The organism is Bacillus sp. MUM 13 (genome assembly GCF_001866725.1).
In the GTDB taxonomy this organism is placed as follows: domain Bacteria; phylum Bacillota; class Bacilli; order Bacillales; family DSM-1321; genus Peribacillus.
On the sequence record NZ_MLYQ01000001.1, the window covers coordinates 99,240 to 121,979 of the forward strand.

General features: G+C 42.7%; 23 protein-coding genes. All 23 read left to right on the plus strand.

Annotation, left to right across the window (positions count from 1 at the left end; translation table 11 throughout):
- The 23 genes from recG to murQ all read left to right on the plus strand — a co-directional run bounded on the left by recG (window position 1) and on the right by murQ (window position 22,680).
- A complete protein-coding gene (recG, locus tag BIV59_RS00475) occupies window positions 1-2,037 on the plus strand; it encodes an ATP-dependent DNA helicase RecG (protein ID WP_240501827.1) in 2,037 nt (678 codons plus the stop codon).
- 125 nt (window positions 2,038-2,162) lie between these two features.
- The gene (gene fapR / locus BIV59_RS00480) at window positions 2,163-2,747 is read left to right on the plus strand and encodes a transcription factor FapR (RefSeq protein WP_071349465.1); all 585 of its coding nucleotides are present in this window, start codon (window positions 2,163-2,165) and stop codon (window positions 2,745-2,747) included.
- Window positions 2,744-3,727, plus strand: coding sequence for a phosphate acyltransferase PlsX (gene plsX / locus BIV59_RS00485; RefSeq protein WP_071349466.1), 984 nt, complete (start codon window positions 2,744-2,746; stop codon window positions 3,725-3,727). The genes fapR and plsX overlap by 4 nt, the downstream gene beginning before the upstream one ends.
- Before the next feature lie 21 nt (window positions 3,728-3,748).
- Window positions 3,749-4,690, plus strand: a complete 942-nt coding sequence (gene fabD, locus BIV59_RS00490) for an ACP S-malonyltransferase (protein WP_071349467.1) — start codon at window positions 3,749-3,751, stop codon at window positions 4,688-4,690.
- 1 nt (window position 4,691) lies between these two features.
- The gene (gene fabG, locus BIV59_RS00495; protein ID WP_071349468.1) at window positions 4,692-5,435 is read left to right on the plus strand and encodes a 3-oxoacyl-[acyl-carrier-protein] reductase; all 744 of its coding nucleotides are present in this window, start codon (window positions 4,692-4,694) and stop codon (window positions 5,433-5,435) included.
- Window positions 5,436-5,549: 114 nt separating this feature from the next.
- Window positions 5,550-5,783 carry an acyl carrier protein gene (gene acpP, locus BIV59_RS00500; protein WP_071349469.1) on the plus strand — a complete coding sequence of 78 codons (234 nt, stop codon included), beginning with the start codon at window positions 5,550-5,552 and terminating at the stop codon, window positions 5,781-5,783.
- Window positions 5,784-5,935: 152 nt separating this feature from the next.
- A complete protein-coding gene (rnc, locus tag BIV59_RS00505) occupies window positions 5,936-6,667 on the plus strand; it encodes a ribonuclease III (RefSeq protein WP_071349470.1) in 732 nt (243 codons plus the stop codon).
- 42 nt (window positions 6,668-6,709) lie between these two features.
- On the plus strand, window positions 6,710-10,276 hold the full coding sequence (gene smc, locus BIV59_RS00510) for a chromosome segregation protein SMC (protein ID WP_071349471.1): 3,567 nt from the start codon (window positions 6,710-6,712) through the stop codon (window positions 10,274-10,276).
- Between the two features lie 37 nt (window positions 10,277-10,313).
- Complete coding sequence (gene ftsY / locus BIV59_RS00515; RefSeq protein WP_071349472.1) at window positions 10,314-11,300, plus strand: signal recognition particle-docking protein FtsY; 987 nt, start codon at window positions 10,314-10,316, stop codon at window positions 11,298-11,300.
- A 280-nt stretch (window positions 11,301-11,580) separates the two neighbouring features.
- On the plus strand, window positions 11,581-11,913 hold the full coding sequence (locus tag BIV59_RS00520; protein ID WP_071349473.1) for a putative DNA-binding protein: 333 nt from the start codon (window positions 11,581-11,583) through the stop codon (window positions 11,911-11,913).
- A gap of 12 nt (window positions 11,914-11,925) precedes the next feature.
- On the plus strand, window positions 11,926-13,266 hold the full coding sequence (gene ffh, locus BIV59_RS00525) for a signal recognition particle protein (RefSeq protein WP_071349474.1): 1,341 nt from the start codon (window positions 11,926-11,928) through the stop codon (window positions 13,264-13,266).
- A 164-nt stretch (window positions 13,267-13,430) separates the two neighbouring features.
- Window positions 13,431-13,703 carry a 30S ribosomal protein S16 gene (gene rpsP / locus BIV59_RS00530; protein ID WP_071349475.1) on the plus strand — a complete coding sequence of 91 codons (273 nt, stop codon included), beginning with the start codon at window positions 13,431-13,433 and terminating at the stop codon, window positions 13,701-13,703.
- Between the two features lie 13 nt (window positions 13,704-13,716).
- Complete coding sequence (locus BIV59_RS00535; protein WP_071349476.1) at window positions 13,717-13,947, plus strand: KH domain-containing protein; 231 nt, start codon at window positions 13,717-13,719, stop codon at window positions 13,945-13,947.
- A 351-nt stretch (window positions 13,948-14,298) separates the two neighbouring features.
- Entirely contained in the window at window positions 14,299-14,685 is a 387-nt protein-coding gene (locus tag BIV59_RS00540; RefSeq protein WP_071349477.1) for a YlqD family protein, read from the plus strand.
- 10 nt (window positions 14,686-14,695) lie between these two features.
- A complete protein-coding gene (gene rimM, locus BIV59_RS00545; RefSeq protein WP_071349478.1) occupies window positions 14,696-15,214 on the plus strand; it encodes a ribosome maturation factor RimM in 519 nt (172 codons plus the stop codon).
- Complete coding sequence (gene trmD, locus BIV59_RS00550; RefSeq protein WP_071349479.1) at window positions 15,214-15,951, plus strand: tRNA (guanosine(37)-N1)-methyltransferase TrmD; 738 nt, start codon at window positions 15,214-15,216, stop codon at window positions 15,949-15,951. Before rimM ends, trmD begins: the two co-directional genes overlap by 1 nt.
- A 128-nt stretch (window positions 15,952-16,079) precedes the next feature.
- Complete coding sequence (rplS, locus tag BIV59_RS00555; RefSeq protein ID WP_071349480.1) at window positions 16,080-16,427, plus strand: 50S ribosomal protein L19; 348 nt, start codon at window positions 16,080-16,082, stop codon at window positions 16,425-16,427.
- Between the two features lie 291 nt (window positions 16,428-16,718).
- A complete protein-coding gene (gene ylqF / locus BIV59_RS00560; RefSeq protein ID WP_071349481.1) occupies window positions 16,719-17,585 on the plus strand; it encodes a ribosome biogenesis GTPase YlqF in 867 nt (288 codons plus the stop codon).
- A 173-nt stretch (window positions 17,586-17,758) separates the two neighbouring features.
- Entirely contained in the window at window positions 17,759-18,529 is a 771-nt protein-coding gene (locus BIV59_RS00565; protein ID WP_139194280.1) for a ribonuclease HII, read from the plus strand.
- Window positions 18,530-18,536: 7 nt separating this feature from the next.
- Complete coding sequence (locus tag BIV59_RS00570; protein ID WP_071349483.1) at window positions 18,537-20,468, plus strand: hypothetical protein; 1,932 nt, start codon at window positions 18,537-18,539, stop codon at window positions 20,466-20,468.
- Window positions 20,465-20,743, plus strand: a complete 279-nt coding sequence (locus BIV59_RS00575) for an EscU/YscU/HrcU family type III secretion system export apparatus switch protein (RefSeq protein WP_071349484.1) — start codon at window positions 20,465-20,467, stop codon at window positions 20,741-20,743. Before BIV59_RS00570 ends, BIV59_RS00575 begins: the two co-directional genes overlap by 4 nt.
- A gap of 85 nt (window positions 20,744-20,828) precedes the next feature.
- Window positions 20,829-21,680, plus strand: coding sequence for a MurR/RpiR family transcriptional regulator (locus BIV59_RS00580; RefSeq protein WP_071349485.1), 852 nt, complete (start codon window positions 20,829-20,831; stop codon window positions 21,678-21,680).
- 115 nt (window positions 21,681-21,795) lie between these two features.
- Window positions 21,796-22,680, plus strand: coding sequence for an N-acetylmuramic acid 6-phosphate etherase (murQ, locus tag BIV59_RS00585; RefSeq protein ID WP_071349486.1), 885 nt, complete (start codon window positions 21,796-21,798; stop codon window positions 22,678-22,680).
- The last annotated feature ends 60 nt before the right edge of the window (window positions 22,681-22,740 follow it).

Consider the following 22,740-nt stretch of genomic DNA (forward strand, 5'->3'; position numbering starts at 1 on the left):
ATGAATGACCCCATTACCTTAATAAAGGGAATTGGAGAAGAAACGGCTGCTGCATTAAACGAAATGAATATTTTTAAGGTGGCTGACCTGCTGGATTATCTTCCTTTCCGATATGAAGATTATCGCTTGAAGGATCTGGAGGCAGCAGAGCATGATGAAAAAGTGACTGTTGAAGGGAAACTCCATAGTGAGCCGCTGCTAAGTTATTTCGGCAGAAAAAAATCGAGGCTGACAATCAAGCTTCTGGTTGGCAGGATCCTTGTTACGGTCATATATTTTAATCAGCCTTATCTTAAGAATAAGATGCATATCAATGATATCGTCACAGTTACAGGGAAATGGGACCGCAATCGGCAGACAATTACAGGAAGCGAGTGCCAGCTTGGCCCTTATCAGAAAGAAAAAGAATATGAACCGGTCTATTCCGTACATGGAAATATTACGGTAAAAGCTCTTCGCCGTTATATTACAAAGGCGTTTTCAGAGTATGGAAAGCAGGTGCAGGAAAACCTGCCCAAGCAGATAGTCGAGCAATACCGGCTGATGCCAAGGGGGGATGCCCTGCATTCCATGCATTTTCCTTTGTCGGCAAGTGATGTTAAACAGGCAAGAAGAAGATTTGTATATGAAGAGTTTTTGCTCTTCCAGCTTAAGATGCAGGCCATCCGCAAAATTCAGCGGGAGCAATCTAAAGGAATTCAGCAGAATTACAACCTTAAAAATGTTAAAAACTTTATTGAATCCCTTCCTTTTTCATTGACCGGAGCACAAAAACGGGTGGTAAATGAAATACTCTCTGATTTAAAGTCTCCATACAGAATGAATAGGCTGCTGCAGGGCGATGTTGGATCTGGAAAGACGGCAGTGGCCGCCATTGCATTATTTGCAGCCGTTTCTGCAGGCTACCAAGGCGCATTAATGGTTCCTACTGAGATACTGGCTGAGCAGCACGCGCGTTCTTTGAATAACATGCTGGCGCCTTCTGGCATCAGGACAGCGATGCTTACAAGTTCAGTCAAGGGCAAAAAGCGCCGGGAGCTTTTAAGTTCCCTGGCTTGCGGCGAATTGGATATTCTGATCGGCACCCATGCACTGATACAGGATGAAGTGGATTTTTCAAAACTCGGGCTTGTGATTACAGATGAACAGCACCGCTTTGGTGTCCAGCAGCGCAAAGTGCTAAGGGAAAAGGGGGAAACACCTGATGTGCTTTTCATGACGGCAACTCCTATACCAAGAACCCTTGCGATTACAGCATTTGGCGAAATGGATGTTTCAACAATCGATGAGATGCCTGCAGGGCGCAAAGTCATTGAAACCTATTGGGCTAAACACGATATGCTTGACAGGATCCTTTCATTTGTTGAAAAAGAATTAAAGCAGGGGCGCCAGGCTTATGTGATTTGCCCCTTAATCGAGGAATCAGAAAAGCTTGATTTGCAGAATGTACTTGATGTCCATTCCATGCTCAATCAATATTTCGTCCCAAGGTATAGGGTAGGCCTTATGCATGGCCGCTTGCCTGCTGCTGAAAAAGAGGCGGTAATGAACGAATTCAGCCAAAATGAATTGCAAATCCTCGTTTCTACCACCGTGGTTGAAGTCGGTGTCAATGTTCCCAATGCAACTGTAATGGTTATCTATGATGCAGAGCGATTCGGGCTGGCGCAGCTTCATCAGCTTAGAGGAAGAGTCGGCCGCGGATCTGACCAGTCCTATTGTATATTGCTTGCGGATCCTAAAACGGAAACAGGCAAAGAAAGAATGAAAATCATGTCGGAAACCAATGATGGCTTTGTCCTCTCTGAAAAAGACCTCGAGCTTCGGGGACCGGGTGACTTTTTTGGAAAAAAACAAAGCGGCGTGCCTGAGTTTAAAGTAGCAGATATGGTTCATGATTACAGAACGCTTGAAGTGGCCAGAAATGATGCTGCGAAACTGATTAGCTCAGACAGTTTTTGGCATGATCCGGAATACGGTTCCCTAAGAAAGCATCTTGAAGATACCGGCGTATTAAAAGGTGAAAAGTTAGACTAATAGCTTCAGAGAAAGCTTAAGGCTTTATTAAGGCAGAATGCAGGATGGCGTATCTTGCATTCTGCTTTTTTTATCTATATACTACTATTAGTACCTAGTCTTAATACTGTGGATGGTGACCTTCAATGCGAAGAAATAAGAAGGAACGCCAGCAGCATTTAATCGAAACGATTAATGAAAATCCTTTTATCACGGATGAGGAGCTGGCTGATAAATTTTCGGTGAGCGTCCAGACTGTAAGGCTGGATCGTCTGGAATTATCTATTCCTGAGCTGCGGGAAAGAATTAAAAACGTGGCAGAGAAAAGATTCAGCGACGAAATCCGGTCTTTGCCATTGGATGAGGTCATCGGGGACGTGATTGATATAAATCTTGATCGGCATGCGATATCTATATTGGATATAGGAAAAGAGCATGTTTTTAAACGCAATAAAATTGCAAGGGGACACCATTTGTTTGCCCAGGCCAATTCGCTTGCTGTTGCGGTCATTAATGATGAACTGGCGCTAACCGCAAAGGCTACTATTTTATTTACACGATCCGTGAAAGAAAATGAAAGAGTCATAGCAAAGGCGGCAGTGAAAGATCTGGAACACTCAGGAGACAGGACAACGGTCGAAGTGAACAGCTTTGTCGGAAACGAACTGGTTTTTAAAGGAGAGTTCGAAATGTTCCGTTCTCATCACCAGGAAAAGGATGAAGAAAGATGAAAATAGCAATTGATGCCATGGGCGGAGATCATGCGCCAAAGGAAACTATACTTGGCGCGATGAAGGCTGTACAGGAGTTTTCCGATATAGAAATCCTGCTGGTTGGAAATGAACCAGAAATCAATCAATATTTAAATGCACATCCAAGGATCAGTGTCCTTCATACCGAGGAAAAGATTTTAAGCACGGATGAACCTGTCCGGGCAGTTCGCCGTAAGAAGAACAGCTCTATGGTTCTTGCAGCACAGCATGTTGCAGACGGAAAAGCCGATGCATGCATTTCCGCTGGAAATACTGGGGCCTTAATGGCTTCCGGATTATTTGTGGTCGGCCGCATCGAGGGGATAGAACGTCCGGCATTAGCCCCTACACTTCCTACCATAGACGGCAGCGGCTTTGTTCTCCTTGATGCCGGTGCAAATGCTGATGCGCGCCCTGAACATCTTGTCCAATATGCAATCATGGGCTCTATATATGCGCAAAAGGTCAGGAATATTGAAAAACCAAGAGTGGGCCTTTTGAATATTGGAACAGAAGAGAAAAAAGGAAATGAACTGACTAAGCAGGCATATGGGCTCTTAAAAGAATCCGGGATTCATTTTATCGGAAATGTTGAATCGAGGGATTTGCTTCAAGGTGCTGCCGATGTTGTTGTAACCGATGGATTTACGGGAAATATGGTTTTGAAAACGATAGAAGGAACGGCATTGTCTGTCTTTTCTATGTTAAAAACGGCATTGACTGCCAGCTTTAAGAGCAAACTTGCTGCAGGAGTCCTGAAACCCCAATTGAAAGAATTGAAAAATCAGATGGATTACTCTGAATATGGCGGGGCAGCTTTGTTCGGCCTAAAGGCGCCAGTCATTAAAGCGCACGGCTCATCAGATGCCAACGCTTTTTATAACAGTATCCGCCAGACGCGTGATATGGTCGGGAATGAGATGGTCAGAACCATCAGCAAGGCGATTGAAGTAAACTAAAACAAGATAGGAGCTAGAGACATGGGTAAAATTGCATTCGTATTTCCCGGTCAGGGATCGCAAATCGTTGGCATGGGCCAGGATTTATTCGAGAAGGATGAACAGGCTAAGAAAATATTCCAAAAAGCGGATGAAGCACTGAGTGCTCCTCTGTCCCGGCTGATTTTTAATGGGCCGCAGGAAGAACTAACACTGACTGTTAATGCACAGCCGGCTTTAGTGACAACCAGCTATGCCCTATTTCAGGCTTTAAGCGAGGCTGGAATAAAACCTGATTATACAGCTGGACATAGTCTTGGGGAATATTCAGCTCTTGCTGCTTCGGGGGCAATAAGCTTTGAGGATGCGGTCACTTCTGTCCGCCGGCGCGGTGAATTCATGGAAGATGCTGTACCGAATGGCACAGGATCTATGGCAGCCATCCTGGGAATGGAACGCGGGCTGCTTTCAGAGGTAACTGCAGAGATTTCTTCCAAGGGCGAACCTGTGCAGCTGGCAAATATTAATTGCCCTGGCCAGATTGTCATTTCAGGAAGTGCGGAAGGTGTCAGGCTGGCAGGGGAGCTTGCTAAGGAAAAAGGAGCAAAACGCGCCATTCCTCTAGTAGTGAGCGGACCGTTCCATTCTGAGCTGATGAAGCCTGCAGCTGCACGCCTTCAAGAAGTACTGGATTCAATTTCTGTCCATGATGCAGCAGTTCCGGTCATCTCAAATGTTACCGCACAGCCAATACATAAACCTGAAGAAATAAAAGAAAAACTCATTGAACAGCTATATTCCCCGGTCCTCTGGGAAGATAGTGTAAACACCCTTCTTTCACTGGGTGTTGATACATTTGTTGAAGTCGGGCCAGGGAAAGTATTAAGCGGACTTATTAAGAAAATTGACAGGAAGGCTTCCGTTTACTCGGTATCCGATCAGGAAAGCCTGCAAAACACTCTACAGGCTTTGAGGGGGAATTAATATGTTGCTTGAAGGAAAAAAAGTACTTGTTACTGGAGCGTCAAGAGGCATAGGCCGTGAAATCGCCCTTGAAATGGCCAGGCAGGGAGCGGATGTTGCAGTGAATTTTGCCGGAAGCGAAGCCAAAGCAAATGAAGTTGTCGAAGAGATCCGGTCATTGGGCAGGCAGGCATTTTCCGTTCAGTGCGATGTAGCAGATGCTAATGCTGTTACTAGTATGACTAAACATGTGATTGACAGCTTTGGATCATTGGATATCCTGATTAATAATGCAGGAATTACACGCGACAACTTATTGATGAGAATGAAGGAAACAGAATGGGACGATGTGATTAACACGAATTTAAAAGGTGTTTTCCTTTGTACAAAAGCTGTTACGCGCCAGATGATGAAGCAGCGCAGCGGCCGGATCATCAATATTGCATCCATTGTGGGTGTCAGCGGAAATCCCGGACAAGCTAACTATGTAGCGGCTAAAGCAGGTGTAATAGGACTGACGAAGTCTGCTGCCAAGGAACTGGCGTCGCGCGGAATAACAGTAAATGCTGTAGCGCCAGGCTTTATATCAACGGATATGACGGATAAGCTGACAGAAGAAGTGAAAAATTCAATGCTGGCGCAAATCCCGCTGTCGCGTTTTGGCGATCCCAAGGATGTTGCGGCAGTGACTGCTTTTCTTGCTTCTGATGCCAGCGGATACATGACAGGCCAGACTTTGCATGTTGATGGCGGAATGGTTATGTAACCTGATTTTTCCCATTTTGAGTGGTCCGAATGGCTAAGCAAATGCTTTTCTTAAAATAAAGGATTTATTATTTAGCTAAAATACTCTATAATGGCTTGAGGGGAGGTGAATGCAGTGGCAGATGTAGTAGAACGCGTTAAAAAGATCGTTATCGATCGTTTAAATGTTGAAGAAGCAGAAGTGAAACTTGAAGCTTCATTCAAAGAAGATCTTGGTGCTGACTCCCTTGATGTAGTGGAATTGGTCATGGAGCTTGAAGATGAATTCGGCATGGAAATTTCCGATGAAGATGCAGAGAAAATTGTCACAGTTGGAGATGCTGTGAATTACATAAAAAGCACTATGTAATTAAATGATCTCTTGGCAGAAAGCTCCGTTTTATAACGGGGCTTTCTCTTATGTAAAGAATTAATGTATGATAGTAACATACAGCGGTGCCGGCTTTGCCATGTTGCCGCAATATGCAAGTGATTTTTGAGCTTTAGTGGAGGATTGGTTACATGAGAAAGAATGCAAATGAACGTAAGCCATCAATCAAGGAAAATAAGTTCAAACAATTTCAGCAGAGCTCAGGCTTTCATTTTCATGATGAAAAATTGCTGAAACAAGCGTTTACACATTCATCTTATGTGAATGAGCATCGCCGCAAGCCTTATGAAGACAATGAGAGGCTTGAATTTTTAGGAGACGCCGTATTGGAACTGACCATATCCAAGTACCTTTTTAAAAAATACCCGCTGATGAGCGAGGGGGAACTTACCAAGTTGCGTGCAGCGATTGTTTGTGAGCCATCTCTTGTTGATTTTGCAACGCAGCTATCATTTGGAGACCTTGTCCTTCTTGGCAAAGGTGAAGAAATGACAGGGGGAAGAGAACGGCCTGCGCTTCTTGCCGATGTATTTGAAGCGTTCGTAGGTGCATTATTTCTGGATTTAGGTCTGGATTCCGTTCTTGTGTTTTTAGAAAGAGTCGTGTTTCCTAAGATTGACGAGGGTGCTTTTTCTCATGTGATGGATTATAAAAGCCAATTGCAGGAGCTGGTCCAAAGAGATGGCAGCGGAATTCTGGAGTACAGAATTTCACAGGAAAAAGGCCCTGCCCATAATAGGGAGTTTGTTTCCCAGGTGAGATTAAATGGTGAAGAATTAGGGGCGGGAATCGGCCGTTCCAAGAAAGAAGCAGAACAGCAGGCAGCACAATTGGCTTTAAAAATACTTAAAGAAAAACTATAGAAATGATCAACATCGCAGGTTGAACATAGAGGGGGAAAAACCATGTTCCTCAAACGGCTGGATATTGTCGGATTTAAATCGTTTGCAGAAAGAATTGCCGTGGAATTTGTCCAGGGAGTTACAGCTGTAGTCGGGCCAAACGGAAGCGGAAAAAGCAATATCACAGATAGCATACGCTGGGTATTGGGCGAACAATCCGCAAGGTCTCTCCGCGGAGTAAAAATGGAAGATATTATTTTTGCGGGCAGCGACTCAAGAAAAGCACTGAACTTTGCTGAAGTTACTCTCACGTTGGATAACGAGACGAATTCCCTGCCGATTGATTTCCAGGAAGTCAGTGTCACGAGAAGAGTATATCGGTCAGGAGAAAGTGAATTCCTGATCAACAAACAGCCTTGCCGCCTGAAGGATATTATCGATTTATTCATGGATTCAGGTCTGGGAAGGGAAGCATTTTCAATTATCAGCCAGGGAAAAGTTGAAGAAATTCTAAGCAGCAAGGCAGAAGAAAGAAGAGTGATCTTCGAGGAAGCTGCAGGTGTGCTGAAATATAAAACCAGAAAAAGAAAAGCGGAGAATAAACTCTCAGAAACCCAGGAGAACCTAAACCGCGTAAATGATATTTTATTTGAATTGGAAAGCCAAGTGGAGCCTTTAAAAATCCAATCCTCTCTCGCGAAGGAATATCTGGAAAAAAAGTCAGAGCTTGAAAAAATTGAAATTGCGTTAACCGTTTATGAAATAGAAAGTTTGCATCAAAAGTGGGAAAAGCTTTCTAAGGATTTTGCTGAACATAGCGAATCTGAAGGGAAAATGTCAGCGGAGCTTTCTAAAAAAGAAAAAATGATTGAAGAAATCCGCGGCAAAATTTTAGAACTTGATGCATCAAGTGATCATTACCAAGGTGTTTTGCTTGCTGCTAGTGAAGAACTGGAAAAGCTTGAAGGCCGGAAAGAGGTATTAAAGGAACGCAAAAAGAACGCCTTCCAAAACAAAGGACAGCTTGAAAAGTCCATTGAAGAGGGAAGCCGGAAGATTACTTTATTAAATGATGAGAAAAAGCGTGAAGGTGCAGCACTGCAGGTTCTCGAACGTGAAGTACAGGAGCTCCAAGGCAGGCTTCGGGTTATGCAAAATGACCTTAGTCTTTTTAATGCTAATATTGAAGAAACCATTGAAATGCTGAAGAGCGATTACATCGACTGGCTGAATAAACAGGCCTCTGCAAAAAATGAAAAGCAGTATCTCGAACAGCAAATATCAAAGGGGATTCAAAGAGGCAGTCTCCTTGATGAAAACAATGCAAAATTTCTTGAAGAAAGATCTGCCATTGAAGAAAAAAAATCTCTTCTAAGTGCCTCCCGATCCGAAACTGTAAAAAAAATCGAAGAGCATGTACATATATTCAGAGATGGCCAAAGAAAGCTTGAAGGAGCTAAAGCGGCTTATCAAAAGCAGGAAACCACCCTCTACCAGGCATATCAATATCTGCAGCAATCCAGATCAAGAAAAGAACTGCTTGAGGAAATGGAAGATGATTATGCGGGCTTCTTTCAAGGTGTTAAAGAAGTTCTGAAAGCAGGAAAGCATACTCTGCAAGGAATTAAGGGAGCTGTTGCGGAGCTGATTACCGTTCCAAAGGAATATCAGCTGGCAATTGAAACGGCGCTTGGCGGGGCTATGCAGCATATTGTTGTCGAAAACGAAGTGCATGCAAGGCAAGCAATCACATTCCTGAAGAAAAATTCGTATGGACGGGCAACATTCATGCCTCTTTCTGTTATTAAACCGAGGGAAGTGCCATCATCACAATATAATCTAATGAAGGGCCATCCTTCCTTTATGGGGACGGCCGCAGAATTAATTTCTTATGAAAAACAGTACCAGGCAATCGCTGCTAACCTTCTTGGCTCTGTAATTATCGCAAGTGATTTAAAAGGTGCGAATGAATTAGCGAAGCTCGTTGGCCATAAATATCGATTTGTGACTACAGACGGTGATATTGTTAACCCGGGCGGTTCCATGACGGGAGGAGCCCTTAAACAGAAAACATCTTCACTTCTTTCCAGAAAAGCAGAACTTGAAGAGCTTAAAAACAAGCTTTCCGGAATGGAAGAGAAAACAAATAAGCTTGAACAGCATGTTAGGCAGCTTAAATCGGATGTTGCTTTATTGGAAACGAAAATTAATGGCATTCGAGCAGAAGGGGAACAGCTGCGTCTTGAGGAACAGTCATTGAATGGCCAGATGCGGGAAGTCGAGCTGCTTGAAAAGAATATCAATGAAAGACTACATCTCTATGACCTTGATAAAAAAGCGGCAGATGAGGACCATCATGAAAAAGCTTTGCGGCTTGATGAACTTGAGGAATTGCTCAAGAGCTCCGGAGCTGAAATTCAGAGACTCGACTTAAAAATTGCCGAGTTGACAGAAAAAAAGAAAATACAGCAGGAAACAAAAGAAAGCCTGGCAGAAGAGACAAGTGAACTGAAAGTGAAGCTGGCATCCAAGAAGGAGCAGCTGCAGCATCAGCATGAAAAATACAGCCGTATCCAGCATGAACTTGCTGAAATAACAGAAAAAACACTTGAATATAAAGAGGATTTATCCCTGCTGGCAAACGCCATGACTGACAGTTCAAGCGGTGCGGAAAAATTAGAGGAGTCAGCTAAGAAATGCCTGCAGACGAAGAATGAAACACTTGTGCATATCACATCAATAAAGGAAGAGCGAAAAAGCCGGCAGGAATTTCTTGATGATATCGAGCTTGAAACCAGAGAATTAAAAAGGCTGCATAAGGGTATGGCTGAAGTGGTGAAGGATGAGGAAGTCAAACTTAATAGGCTGGATGTTGAACTCGAAAATCTCTTAAACCAGTTAAGTGAAGAGTACTTTATTGCATTTGAGGCTGCCAAGGAAAAATATCCGCTTGCCATAGCTCCTGATGATGCAAGAAAACAGGTGAAATTAATTAAGCTTAGCATCGAGGAATTGGGCACTGTGAATCTTGGAGCCATCGAGGAATATGAGAGAGTATCAGAAAGGCACCAATTTTTAGTCGCTCAAAAAGATGATCTTCAACAGGCAAAAGATACGTTATTCCAGGTGATTGAAGAAATGGACGATGAAATGAAACGGCGTTTTGCTGATACATTTTTTGCAATTCGATCAGAATTCGAACACGTTTTTAAAGCGTTATTCGGAGGAGGGAAAGCGGAGCTTAAGCTGACAGACCCAAGCGACCTGCTTAAGACAGGGGTAGACATCATTGCGCAGCCTCCTGGGAAAAAACTGCAGAATCTTGGATTGCTGTCAGGAGGCGAAAGGGCATTGACGGCCATTGCCCTGCTCTTTTCCATTCTAAAAGTCCGCCCTGTTCCTTTCTGTATTCTCGATGAAGTGGAAGCTGCACTGGATGAAGCCAATGTAATTAGGTTTAGCCAATATCTGAAGCAATTCAGCAGCGATACGCAATTTATTGTAATTACCCATCGAAAAGGCACAATGGAAGAAGCGGATGTCCTTTATGGAATTACCATGCAGGAATCTGGCGTATCCAAGCTTGTATCTGTACGTATGGAAGAGACAGAGGAATACGCACCTTTTTAAACCATGCAAATGACCATTTCAAAAAGGAAGTGTTTAAATGAGTTTTTTTAAAAAACTGAAAGAAAAATTTACGAATCAGACTGACTCTGTATCTGACAAGTTTAAGCAGGGTCTGACAAAAACCAGAGATTCATTCACTGGAAGAGTGAATGACCTTGTAGCCCGCTACAGAAAAGTGGATGAAGAATTCTTTGAAGAGCTCGAAGAAATTCTGATCAGTGCAGATGTTGGCTTTGATACTGTCATGGAATTGATTGATGAGCTGAAAATGGAAGTTAAACGCAAGAACATTTCTGATACCAAAGAAGTACAGTCGGTTATTTCTGAAAAGCTTGTTTCCATTTACCAAGGTGATGAGCCGGTTTCATCCTCACTGAACATCAAGGAAAATGAATTAACTGTCATTTTGTTTGTGGGTGTCAATGGTGTAGGGAAGACTACGACAATCGGGAAAATGGCACATAAATTCAAGGAAGAAGGTAAATCTGTCCTGCTTGCAGCCGGTGATACATTCCGTGCGGGGGCCATCGAACAGCTTGAAGTCTGGGGAGAACGGTCTGGAGTTGAAGTGATTAAACAAGGCGAAGGCTCTGATCCTGCTGCTGTCATGTTTGATGCCATAAGATCGGCAAAGGCCCGCAAGGCAGATATTTTGATTTGTGATACAGCTGGCCGGCTTCAAAACAAAGTTAATTTAATGAATGAGCTTGAAAAGGTCAAGCGTGTCATTGAAAGGGAAGTGCCTGGAGCTCCGCATGAAGTGCTGCTTGTTTTAGATGCAACAACCGGCCAAAATGCTTTAGTACAGGCAAAAACCTTTAAAGAAGCCACAAATGTATCTGGGATAGTGCTGACAAAGCTTGACGGGACTGCAAAGGGTGGAATTGTCCTTGCCATCCGGAAAGAACTTTCCATACCTGTTAAATTCGTTGGACTTGGTGAAGGCATGGATGACCTGCAGCCATTTGATGCTGAAAAATATGTGTATGGACTATTCTCGAATTTAATTGACGAAGAAGAATAGCAGCCGAAGAAAACCGGAAGGAGCCCGCCTTCCGGTTTTCTTTATGTAAATGATAAGTATTTTCCTTCTCGCAGCCTGCTGATTCTATGACTGCAAGTTCCGGCTGTCCGGCATACGATTTGTTCTAGCATGCATCCTGGAACGGACAGGGAAATTAAAATAAAGGACTATTAAAACTTCTTTCATGAGACAGAAATGTTCACCCTTGACAGAGCTATTTGAACAATGTACACTATATTCTTGTAAAGTGTTTTCACTTAACAGCTGGGAGGGTCTGCAAATGCTCGAAAAAACAACGCGTGTAAATTACCTGTTTGATTTTTATCAATCGTTGTTAACAGAAAAACAAAAGAGCTATATGTCCCTCTACTATCTGGATGATTACTCTCTTGGCGAAATTGCCGAAGAATACGAAATCAGCAGACAGGCAGTTTATGATAATATAAAAAGAACAGAGGCAATGCTTGAGGAATATGAAGCAAAGCTGTTGTTATTCCAAAAATTTCAAGAGCTGAACGAGTGGATTGCTGAACTGAAGGCTTCGGCTGAAAAGGATTCCTTTTCAAAAGATGATCTTTTATCTGCACTCTCAAAGCTTGAGAAGTTAGATTAGGAGGCGGCAATATTGGCATTTGAAGGATTGGCCGACCGACTGCAAAGCACCATGCAAAAAATCCGCGGAAAAGGTAAAGTGAACGAAGCTGACGTAAAAGAAATGATGCGTGAAGTGCGTCTGGCGCTTCTTGAAGCGGATGTTAACTTTAAAGTCGTGAAGGATTTTGTGAAGCGCGTCAGTGAACGTGCAGTAGGTCAGGAAGTGCTAAAAAGCTTAACCCCCGGTCAACAGGTAATTAAGGTTGTTCAGGAAGAACTGTCAGAGCTAATGGGTGGGGAGCAGAGCAAAATTGCTGCGTCCAGCCGGCCGCCGACTGTCATTATGATGGTAGGCCTCCAGGGTGCCGGAAAAACCACAACAACCGGAAAGCTTGCAAATCTTCTCAGGAAAAAACACAACCGTAAGCCATTGCTTGTTGCAGCGGATATTTATCGTCCTGCGGCGATTAAGCAGCTTGAAACGCTGGGAAAACAATTGAGTATGCCTGTATTTTCTCTTGGTGATCAAGTAAGTCCAGTGGAAATTGCGAAACAAGCCATCCAAAAGGCAAAGGAAGAGCATCATGACTATGTTCTGATTGATACTGCAGGACGCTTGCATGTGGATGAAAAGCTCATGGATGAATTGAAAGATATTAAAGAGCTTTCAAAACCTGATGAAATTTTTCTTGTAGTAGATGCCATGACAGGGCAGGATGCTGTCAATGTTGCCCAAAGCTTCAATGAACAGCTTGGCCTGACTGGCGTGGTACTGACAAAACTTGATGGAGACACTCGCGGCGGAGCTGCACTGTCCATCCGTGCTGTCACCAATACTCCCATTAAATTTGTGGGTATGGGCGAAAAGCTGGATGCGCTTGAAGCATTCCACCCTGATAGAATGGCTTCAAGGATTCTCGGGATGGGTGATGTGCTATCCTTAATTGAAAAAGCCCAGGCAAACGTTGATGAAGAAAAAGCAAAAGAACTCGAGAAAAAAATGAGGACAGCAACATTTTCTTTTGATGACTTCCTGGAGCAGCTGGGCCAGGTCCGCAACATGGGACCATTAGATGACCTGATTAAGATGCTTCCTGGTGCGAATAAGATTAAGGGCATGGATAATCTGAACATTGACGAAAAACAGATCGGCCATGTTGAGGCAATTATCCGCTCAATGAACAAAAATGAAAAAGAGCATCCTGAGATTATCAATGCAGGGCGCAAAAAACGGATTGCAAAAGGAAGCGGCACAAGCATTCAGGAAGTAAACCGCCTCTTAAAGCAATTTGAAGAAATGAAAAAAATGATGAAACAAGTTACAAACATGCAAAAAGGGAAGAAAAAAGGTTTTAAATTCCCGTTCATGTAAAGGATTTCTAAGTCTTATTTTGGGACTTTGGACTGGCAGATTGGCCTCTTTTAGGCCGGCCGCTAAGGTATTTTATGACTGTTAAGAAAAAAACCTTTACAAACATACCATACATTTGATATTATACTATCTTGTGTGAAACTATTCGGAGGTGCTTATTTAAAATGGCAGTAAAAATTCGTTTAAAACGTATGGGAGCAAAAAAGACTCCTTTCTATCGTATCGTAGTTGCAGATTCTCGTTCACCGCGTGACGGCCGTTACATCGAGGTTGTAGGAACTTACAATCCTGTAGCTCAGCCGGCAAAGGTTGAAATCAATGAAGAGCTTGCTCTTAAATGGATGCAAGATGGAGCAAAACCATCTGATACAGTCCGCAACCTTTTCTCTAACCAAGGCATTATGGAAAAATTCCACAATGCAAAAAACAGCAAGTAAAAGGTTTTAATTCATGAAAGAATTAATTGAAACGATTGTTTCTGCTCTCGTAGATTATCCTGATGAAGTAAACATTACTTCACGGGAAGAAGAAGACCGTGTCGTGTATACTCTTTTTGTAAACAAAGAGGATATGGGCAAGGTTATCGGGAAACAGGGGCGCGTTGCAAAGGCGATTCGGACTGTGGTATATGCAGCAGGATCTTCACAGCATAAGAAAATCTATTTGGAGATTTCCGAATAAGGGAGGGCTTACACCCTTCCTTTTTTCGCTATATAAATCTTCTTTTCCTCCATGCAAGCAGGCAGCGTAACAGTCTGTATCCCCGTACAGCAAGGAAGCATACATGAAGGACAGGCTTGCCTGATTCATGTATTAAAGGCAAATGGTAAACGGCCAAAAGAACTCTCTCTGATATAAATTATTCACATCTAAACTCTTCCAATAAGCCGTCTGCATATTTTTAAATGGATAAAACAAACTGCTTTGCCAGCTGCTGCAAAATCAGGTCCTAATATGAGGACTGGCTTTCCAAATATATAATACATACCCTTGTTGCCGATGCTGAAAAATACCATTAAAGGAGGCGCTGGAGTGAAAATTCTCCAAAATGTGATTGTCAATCAGGTTTTAACAGAGTCCAGCAAGAACAAGCTCCTTGAAAAGTATAAAACAAAAAGGCTGCAGCTCCAGAAAGAAGCTGAGCAGCTGCGGTTTGAATTAAAGAAACTTGAAAAAACAAGGCCGATCCAGCCTGCAACCCTTCGTACTCATTTTGAAAAGGAAATTAATCAGCGCCAGGAAAAAATAAAGCTGGTCGAATTTCAAATTGAACAATTGGATATCCTCCCGATTGGAAGCGAGCTGAAGGAGAGAGAAGTCCAAAGCATTATAGAAGTAGAAATAGGTGCAGATTGGGAAGAAACAATTGGGACAAAAACGATTGTCGTCAAAGACGGAGTAGTCTCAGAAATACGTTAGAGGTGAAGACATGGAAAAAATGTTTAATGTAGGGAAAATCGTGAATACTCACGGCATCAGAGGAGAAATACGTGTTATTTCCAAGACTGACTTTTCCGAAGAGCGCTATCAAAAAGGCAACATCCTTTATTTATACATGGATAATAAAAGTGAGCCAATCCCATTAACCATCGAGCATCACCGGGTTCATAAAAACTTTGATTTATTAACCTTTGAAGGATACAGCAACGTGAATCAGGTAGAATCCTTTAAAGGCGGAATCCTTAAAGTTCCAGAGTCACAGCTGGGCACATTGGAAGAAGGGGAGTTTTACTTTCATGAAATCATCGGCTGTGAGGTGTTCACAGATACTGGCGAAGAAATCGGGAAAATAACAGAAATATTGACTCCGGGAGCAAATGATGTGTGGGTTATCAAACCTAAGACGGGAAAAGATGTCTTGATTCCTTATATCCCGCAGATTGTTAAAGAAGTGGATATTGCTAATCAAAAAATAGTCATTACACCAATGGAAGGGCTTTTGGACTGATGAAAATTGATGTACTTTCCATTTTTCCAGAAATGTTCTCAGGTGTCCTGCACTCTTCTATCTTAAAAAAGGCTGCAGAGAAAAATGCCGTAAGCTATCATGTTACAAACTTCAGGGATTTTGCAGACAATAAGCATCATACAGTTGATGATTACCCTTACGGCGGCGGAGCAGGGATGGTGCTGAAGCCTCAGCCGATCTTTGATGCTGTCGATGCTTTGACTAGCCAGGCTGGCAAAAAGCCCAGGGTGGTCCTTTTATGCCCCCAGGGAGAGCGCTACACTCAAACAAAGGCGGAGGAGCTTGCGAAAGAAGAACATCTAATCCTGGTATGCGGCCATTATGAAGGATATGATGAACGGATAAGGGAGCATCTGGTCACAGATGAAATCTCAATCGGCGATTATGTGCTTACCGGCGGCGAACTGGGTGCGATGGTGATAATAGACAGTGTCGTCCGCCTTCTGCCTGGGGTACTGGGCAACGAGGATTCTCCTGTTAAAGACTCTTATTCATCTGGATTGCTGGAACATCCGCATTATACACGGCCGGCTGATTTCCGCGGTATGATTGTTCCTGAAACACTGACATCAGGCAATCATAAAAAAATAGAAGAATGGCGCCTGAAGGAATCGTTGAGAAGAACCTATAATAGAAGGCCTGACTTGCTTGAAAGATACCCATTGAATGATTCAGAGCGAAAACTGCTGAAGGAAATTCAAGGCGAGGAAGAATAGCTATTGCAACAGGCTCTGCAGTATGTTATGATAAGTTTCGTGACTTGGCAAGATGCCTAAGTCTAATAACGATGTTCCGCTGCAATCATTAATGGATTGGCAAGAGCATTTTGGGAGGAGCAAAAAATATGCAAAACATTATTCAAGAAATCACAAAAGAACAGCTTCGCACTGATCTTCCAGAATTCCGTCCTGGTGACACTGTACGTGTACACGTTAAGGTTATTGAAGGAACTCGCGAACGTATCCAGTTATTCGAAGGTGTTGTAATCAAACGCCGCGGCGGCGGAGTCAGCGAAACTTTCACAGTACGTAAGGTTTCTTACGGTGTCGGAGTTGAGCGTGCATTCCCTGTACACACACCAAAAATCGCTAACCTAGAAGTGATTCGCCATGGTAAAGTACGCCGTGCTAAACTATACTATCTTCGTGAGCTCCGCGGTAAAAAAGCTCGTATTAAAGAGATTCGCCGCTAAGATATCAATGATTGCCTAAACTAAAAGAGTTAAAAGGAGCTTGTTTTGCAGGCTCCTTTTTTTAATGAGGAATACATATCATTCAAGGCATCATGAACAGCAGGCTATCTTGAATGGCTGAATATATCTGAAACACGTATAAAGTGGTTTTTCTGGAACAAGATAAGAAGCAATTGATGAAACAGTAATGTAAGCCCTTCGAACAACTATCCAAGTTATAGTATAGAGGCGTTATCGTTTTAGGGTTTTAAAACGATTTAGCTGAAAAAATAGCAAGAGAGGTGGATCCAGTTGACAATACAGTGGTTCCCGGGCCATATGGCCAAAGCGAGAAGAGAAGTAACGGAAAAACTTAAACTTATTGATATTGTATATGAGCTGGTGGATGCCAGAATTCCGGCTTCTTCAAGAAATCCGATGATAGATGAAATAATCCAGCATAAACCAAGACTTATCCTGTTAAACAAATCAGATATGGCAGATCAGGCAAAAACCAGACAATGGCTGGATTATTACAGGGAGCAGGGAGTAACTGCGCTCGCAATTAATTCTCAGTCAGGAAGCGGTTTAGCTCAAATTACTGCTGTATCAAAGGAACTTTTGAAAGCGAAATATGACAGGATGAAGGCAAAAGGAATAAAGCCAAGGGCAATAAGAGCCATGATTGTGGGGATTCCGAATGCGGGAAAATCGACACTAATAAACCGGCTTGCAAAAAAAAATATTGCCAGGACAGGAAACGTTCCGGGAGTGACGAAAGCACAGCAGTGGATCAAGTTTGGAAAAGAGCTTGAATTGCTGGACACACCAGGGATATTATGGCCGAAATTTGAGGATCAGGAAGTGGGCTTGAAGCTTGCTTTAACAGGGGCTATTAAAGATACCCTTTTAAATCTTCATGAAATTTCACTATATGGATTGCGCTTTCTGGAGAAAGAATATCCTGAACGTTTGAAAAGCCGCTACAACCTCGAAGCCCTGCCAGAAGAACCTGTCGAGCTGTTTGATGCCATTGGAACATTCCGGGGCTGCTTATCAGGAGGCGGAATGGTTGATTATGACAAAACAGCAGAACTGATTGTTAGAGAAATCCGTTCTGAAAAAATGGGGCCGCTGACTCTCGAAAAACCTTCAGATTTGCAGACAGAAGAAGAATGAGTATAAAAATAACGGGATTTAGATAATGAGTACTGTATCATTATTTCTAAAACCCCGTTTTTTTTTGAGTTTAGCATAGTATCTGCCGGCTGTTTTCTATGAAAAACTGAAAATAAGAAAGACTTGGCCGATAATTAAAATGATAGGTGATGAAATTGACAGCAGCATTAAAAATGAAGGAAATAGCTGACAAATTAAAAAGCATTCATAATCCAAAAGATGCCTTTCTTGCTGAATGCAGACTTGATGAAAGAAAAGGCGTAAAAGATTTAATAAAAAAATGGGATAAACAGCTGACAAAGCTGAAAGAAGAAAAAGAATTGTTCCAAAGTATGTCTACTTATGAACAAGCATTGAAGAAGGAAGGCTTCTCGGCACTCTGCGGAATTGATGAAGCAGGAAGAGGCCCTCTTTGCGGGCCGGTCGTCGCTTGTGCTGTTATTCTTAAACCTGATTTTTATCTGGCAGGATTGAATGATTCCAAAAAACTCTCTGAAGCAAAACGCGAGGAATTTTTTACTGTTATACAACGTGAAGCCGAGTCAATCGGTGTAGGAATAATACATAGTCATGAAATCGACTCCTTGAATATTTACCAGGCATCAAAGAAAGCAATGAATGAAGCGATCTTGAATTTATCCTCTGCTCCTGATCATCTGCTAATAGATGCGATGGAACTGGAGATTGATATTCCGCAGTTTTCTATTATAAAAGGAGACTCGAAAAGCATTTCAATTGCAGCCGCCTCGGTTATTGCAAAGGTAACCAGGGATAAGCTGATGAAGCAATATAGCATGAAATTCCCTCAATATGGATTTGAACAGCATATGGGCTATGGAACCAAGAGACATTTAGAAGCCTTGCATAAATATGGCCTGACCCCATGGCATCGCAGAAGCTTTGCACCAGTAAAGGAGATAGCCGAAAAAACTGTAAAAAGGTGATAGGATAATGAAGCCAGCCTTTATATCTATGAAAACGATTTTGCCAAATACTCCAGAACAGAAGCCTGGGTTTAAGAGCGGGCAGATTTTCTTGGGAAAGGTGAATAAGATTTTTCCGAACCAAACGGCAGAAGTGCAAATTGGATCACAGAAGATCATTGCCTCACTTGATGTACCGCTGAAGGCCGGCAGCAGCTATTTACTGCAGGTGCAGCCTGATCAGGGCATGGTACATCTAAAGCTAATAGATACGGGTACATCCAATTCAGCAGGAGGGAGCAATGGCTCGGCTGAACAGCTATTGAAACTTTTGTCCTCTCCGGCAAGCAGGGAATCAATGGATCTTGCAGGGTTTATGCTCAAAAATCAGCTTCCTGTTACAAAGGATTCTTTTGAGCAAATTTTAAGCTGGATGAAAACTGCGGAAAATGAAGGCGAAGCATTTATGGCAATAAAAACGATGCATACTTCGGGACTTCCTTTTGTGAAAGACGTATTTCAGGCTCTGTTAGCCCACAGCAAGGGAGAGCCGATTCATAGAGTACTAAGCGGACTTTTAAAACAGCTGGAAGGAAGCCATACTGAAACGTCTTTAAAGACGCGCTCTTTAATTATTTCAATGATGTACACTGCCAAAGAGCGCCTGATGAAAGATCCGCTCCCTTCAATTATCGCAAGCTGGATGGACCCCCTATCATCAGAGGATGACAATAAAGCCGCATTTTCTATTCTGCAAAAAACCGGGCTGATATCTGCAGATAAATCGGAGCCTGAAGTGATTGGGGATTTGTTTAGGAATCCCAAGCTTCAGGCGCAAGCTGAATCAGCCGGGATCTTGCCTTTCTTGAAAGAGGCCCAAAACATGCTGACCCGGGCAAAATCAGTAAATGCCGGGAACCAGGAAGCATTAAAACCCGTATTAGACAGGCTCATCAGCTTAGTGAATTCAGCTTTTGATGCAGGAGCAGCAGCAAATGGAGAAGAGATTACTGCTGATCATGCGATTCCGGTAAACTTGGTGAATGCGGATATGGAAACTGGCGGGCTGCCGAGGAAACTGCTGCAGGCTGTCCAAAACCTGCTGGAGAAAAATGAGCCCTTACTAAAGGGATTTCCGGATAAAGGCACCTTGCTTTTGTCGCTTTTGAACGCAAACTCAGCAGAAGGGGCAGCTGAGAAGGCAGCAAACTTGCTGATGAAGGCCATGAATGGAAATCCTGCAGATAATATTCTTCCGAAGAATGAGCTGCTGTTACTAGGCAGCCTGGCGGAAAACGCATTATCTGAAATTGATAGTTCTCACGTTTCTGCACCAAGGTTTTTGAAGGACGCCGCAAAGCTGCTTGGGCTGAATCATGAACATTTTATAGGACAGCCTGAAGAAACGGGCAGGCAACCCTTCAGGGACCATCCTCTTTCGCTGAAATCTTTGCTTTTACAGCTGGTAACGGAAGATCATCCAAAAGATGTGAAGGATACGGCAGCTCTATTGATAAATAAAATCACAGCACAGCAAATATTGTCACAGGAAAACGGGCCGCTTCAAAATGTGTACATGCAGCTTCCAGTTGCCCTTCCTGGTTTCCAGACAGATGTGAGCATTCAATGGAGCGGACGCAAAAAAGAAGATGGAAGCATTGACCCGGATTATTGCAGAATCTTGTTTTACCTGGATTTACAGCAGCTTAAGGAAACGGTTATCGACATGAAAGTCCAGAACCGGGTAATAAAAATCACGGTTATGAACGAACAGCATCGGGAAATTGAACAGCTTTCAGGGGCATTTATTTCTCTGCTTAAAGGAAAAATAGAAAACCTGAACTATCAGTTATCCGCTATTAAGTTTTCAGCATGGAGCAATAGCGAACAAGGTCCCGGCATCAATTCATTCGGGCAGGGTGCGAAAATACCATATAAAGGATTGGATTTGCGGGTATGACCAAGGAAAAAAGAAAAGAAGCAATCGCGCTGAAATATGATACGGAAATAAACAGCGCTCCTGTCATTGTGGCAAAGGGCAAGGGAAAGACCGCGGAGAATATTTTTGAAAAGGCAAAGGAATTCAATATTCCTGTTCAGGAAGATCCTTCATTGGTCGAACTGCTGGGGAAGCTGGATATCAATACCGCAATACCAGAAGAACTCTATCAGGCTGTAGCTGAAGTATTTGCTTTTATTTATAAAATTGATACACAGATGAAAAGTCACTCTTAACAGGGTGCTTTTTTTCATGCACTATAAATGAACCCAAGTGATACAATATGAATAGATTGCTGAATACAAAAAGGAGAACAGTATAATGAATGAAATTAGTATTCTTGCAAAAATCAGGAAAAATCTCTCGCTGTTTACTGATGCAGAAGGAAAAGTAGCGGGATATATTCTGGATCATCCAGGTTTTATACCAACCATGACCACCAGAGAATTGGCGAAACAAAGCGATTCAAGCGAGGCCAGCGTCGTTAGGTTCTGCAAAACGATAGGTGCGGGAAATTTCAAAATGCTGAAGATTATGCTGGCAAAAGAGAATACAATAGGGGACGAAAATATCAATCATTTTGCCTTGTTTGAAACAGAGGACACCCCTCTCAGCCTGTTTCAGAAGGTGACCTACCTTAATAAAAGTGCTATAGAATTATCCACCCATACACTGGATAAAAGAGAGTTTGAACAGGCGGCATCACATTTGAAATCCGCAAATAAAATTGCTTTTTTTGGTGTGGGAGGTTCGTTTCCCCCTGCCATTGATGCTCAATACAAATTTATGAAATTAGGCCTGAATGCTACTGCCTCTTCAGATTTTCACTATGCTGTATCACAGCTGTCCATGATGAAACAGGGTGACTTGCTTGTTATCATCAGCACTTCCGGTAAAACAAAAGAAAGCATAGAGCTTGCACAGTATGCCAAAGAACAGGGAGTTATAACGGCAGCCATCACAGCGTTAAGAAAGAGTCCATTATATAAGATGGCTGATATCAAGCTGTGCATACCTGATGTTGAGGAAGAACAGAGAGTGGGGAGCATTGCATCGAGAATGGCACAGCTTAACATTATTGATGCATTATATTTAAGTCTTTTTCATGAAATAGGGAAAGAGATTTATCCATCCATTCATAAATCCAAGGAAATCCTGTCAAAGAGAAAATAACGAAGGCAGAATGTATTTTATGAAATTATAATTCATATATTTTAATAGAAATATTGATTTATAATTTCTCGATGCGTTATAATGAAAGCGCAAACAATATGAGAGAGGTGATTCGGTGCTTGAAAGACTGTCCACAGAAAACCGCAACGAGAACACGATGAATCTGGATGAAATGACTGTAAGGGAAGTTCTTCAAGTGATGAATGAAGAAGATAGGTCGGTCCCAGCGGCCATACACAGTGAATTGCCGCAGATTGAACGAATTGTAAAGCATACTGTGGAAGCTTTAAAAAAAGGCGGAAGGCTTATTTATTTAGGAGCAGGAACGTCAGGACGCCTCGGCATTCTGGATGCTGCTGAGTGCCCGCCAACTTTCGGCACTGTAAGTTCCATGGTGCATGGACTGATTGCCGGCGGAGAAAAGGCCATCATGACCGCTGTTGAAGGAGCGGAGGACTCAGAAGAGCTTGCAAAAATGGATTTAACAGCATTATCTTTAAGCGCAAACGATGTTGTTGTCGGAATTGCAGCAAGCGGCAGGACTCCTTATGTGATAGGCGGACTGAAATTTGCGAAGAGCAGGGGAGCAGTTTCCGGCAGTATTTCCTGCAATAAAAATGCAGAAATCTCAAAGTATGCGGATATTGCCGTAGAGGCGGATACCGGCAGTGAAATACTGACAGGGTCGACGAGATTGAAGGCAGGGACAGCCCAGAAGATGATATTGAATATGATTTCCACAGCTGCAATGATTGGCATCGGGAAGGTATATAAAAATCTGATGGTAGATGTACAGCCAACAAATCAAAAGCTTGTGGAGCGTGCCAAAAGAATAATCATGCAGGCAGCGGAAACTGATTATGAAACAGCCGAAAGATACTATAAGGAATCAGGGGGCCATGTTAAAACGGCCATTGTCATGATTTTGACAAACTGTACATATGACGAGGCCGTAAAAAGGCTGTCTGAAGCAGAGGGATTTATCCGAAAAGCGCTTTAAACGGCCTGACAGGACAGCGGATACATGAAATTGGCAATGAAGAATATATATCTAAGGACA